General features: G+C 24.6%; 4 protein-coding genes. All 4 read right to left on the bottom strand.

Going from position 1 to position 1,972, the window contains the following annotated elements; genetic code table 11:
* Positions 1-590, bottom strand: a 590-nt coding sequence (locus F1B92_RS08560) for a hypothetical protein (protein ID WP_154571425.1), incomplete at its 3' end; no start/stop codon positions are given.
* A 1-nt stretch (position 591) separates the two neighbouring features.
* Entirely contained in the window at positions 592-957 is a 366-nt protein-coding gene (locus F1B92_RS08555) for a hypothetical protein (RefSeq protein ID WP_154571424.1), read from the bottom strand.
* A gap of 10 nt (positions 958-967) precedes the next feature.
* Entirely contained in the window at positions 968-1,156 is a 189-nt protein-coding gene (locus F1B92_RS08550; protein WP_154571423.1) for a hypothetical protein, read from the bottom strand.
* 40 nt (positions 1,157-1,196) lie between these two features.
* Positions 1,197-1,802: a hypothetical protein gene (locus F1B92_RS08545; RefSeq protein ID WP_229770992.1), complete on the bottom strand. Its 606-nt coding sequence runs from the start codon at positions 1,800-1,802 to the stop codon at positions 1,197-1,199.
* Positions 1,803-1,972: the final 170 nt, after the last annotated feature.

Here is a 1,972-nt window from a genome sequence, read left to right as displayed (position 1 = left end):
TTGTGATCAAAATATACTCCATTGCTTAAATTTAGAGTTGAAATTTTACCATCATTATTAAGGTCAAGGGTAAGGGGGTCGTAGATAGTAACATCGGCTGTTGGGTCAAAGAAGTTTTTAATATTATTTATAAAATCTAACAATAAAAATAAATCCACTTGAATATAAGGGTTATATATGACTGTCTGAAAAAAGCCATACAATATTCCATAGAAGCCATTTTTATTGGCATTATAGTTTGGTTTCACTACTTGATCTATTATGTCAGCACTATTTAGCATATCCATTGCCCAAACAGTGCATTGAGAGCCTCTAGGCAAATCATAGTATGGCTTCTCTTCTATGCTTTTCTCTATAGATTTTTGTAATTTATCTAGTTGTTTATCACTTATTTCTATTTCATAAGCATTTTGATAATCATGTAATTTATTTTCATCATAATCATACTCGTCTTTGACGCTTCCCTTGCCATACAAACCTCTTTTATCCGGAGAAAATCCCCAATATCTAGTATTTCCATTATTGTCTGTAACTCCTAAAAATGTATGAGGCACTCCCCAAGTATCTGTATAAATTGTAACCTTTGCCATATTACTTTCCTTTTGTTGTATCTAATTTTAAAACAAGCACAGGGCTTCCTTTTGGTTTTAAATTTTTGTCTATATGATTTATATTTTTATATACATTAATTTCTTTCTTTACATTTTTTAATTTTGATGCTTTAGTGAGATTATTTAATAAAATTTCTATATCATTATCGGTAGCACCATATATATTTGATATACTAACATGTTTATCAATAGTGCCACAACTCCAAGTTCCACCTAAATGTTCAAAATTCCGTAGCTTTTCAAAAATAATTTCATTAGCTTTTTTATTGTACTCATTTCTACACTCTCTGCCTTCACATCCATATAAAAACAAAGAGAAAAGTATCAATATAATATTTTTTTTCATTACCAAATCCTTAAAACAAATTCAATTTTATACTTTTAAAAACGTAATTAATAGCAAATTTTTCTACCACATAAGAGTTACCATTTATAGTAACTTTTTCTCCCACATAGTGTTCTTTATAGCTATTAGCAGATAGTGCAGCTTGTTCTTTAACTTTGCCTAGTGACATATCCATTCTCTTTACAGATGAAAAATCCATTATTTATCCTTTGTTTTAAATTTTAGTTTTATTGATTTAGTTAATTTTTTGTTTTTAGTTCTTTTTTAAAATATCTATATTCTTTTATTAAATTTATTGGGATAGATAGCCAAATTGATAATGGTAAAATTGTATAGACGATTATCCATATTGATACAATCCACAATTCTGGTTCTTTGGTTTTAATTAAATATTTATCATATAGCAATGCAATATGTAAAATAAACATAAAAATTACTGAAAAATTTATGTATAAAAAAGATTCAAATAAAGCCTTTTTGCAAATTGATTTTAAAAATTCATACATCAAATAAGACGAAAACAAAAACATAAAAACATCTAATATAAAAAATGAAATATTTATAATATTTTCATCAATAATATAGATATAATATAGTGATAATAAATTTAAAAATAAAATAATCATATATTTTTTAGATTGCTTAATATTGGTAAAATAAAATGCCTTACAAAATAAAATCAATGCAAAAAATAAAAAATATATCTTAAAAAATTGAAATTTTAGTATCATATCATCACCCAAATAAAATGTACCAAATATAGTAGCTATAATTAAAAGAAGGTATATAACAGCTTGAATTTTAACTAAAAAAATTCTTTTATTGATTAAATCTATTTCATTCATCATTTTCTTTTCCATTTACATAGCAAATTTATAACTTTTAAAATTATAAATCTTTTTAGTTACTATTTGGTTACTTATTGTTAGTTTTTTTAAATTTTGTATGAATTTGTATCTTTTTGTTGCACTATCATCATCACCACTTCCACTATCTATAGTATCATTACCATTTC

It is taken from the genome of Campylobacter portucalensis (assembly GCF_009690845.1).
Classification (GTDB): Bacteria; Campylobacterota; Campylobacteria; order Campylobacterales; family Campylobacteraceae; genus Campylobacter_B; species Campylobacter_B portucalensis.
The sequence above is the reverse complement of the archived record's forward strand: the minus strand, read 5'-3'. Positions and strand labels throughout refer to the sequence as shown.

Bases quoted from the DNA above. Each gene is read 5' to 3' on its own strand.
- F1B92_RS08545 (WP_229770992.1), bottom strand. From the start codon at position 1,802: ATGAATGAAATAGATTTAATCAATAAAAGAATTTTTTTAGTTAAAATT.
- F1B92_RS08550 (WP_154571423.1), bottom strand. From the start codon at position 1,156: ATGGATTTTTCATCTGTAAAGAGAATGGATATGTCACTAGGCAAAGTT.
- F1B92_RS08555 (WP_154571424.1), bottom strand. From the start codon at position 957: ATGAAAAAAAATATTATATTGATACTTTTCTCTTTGTTTTTATATGGA.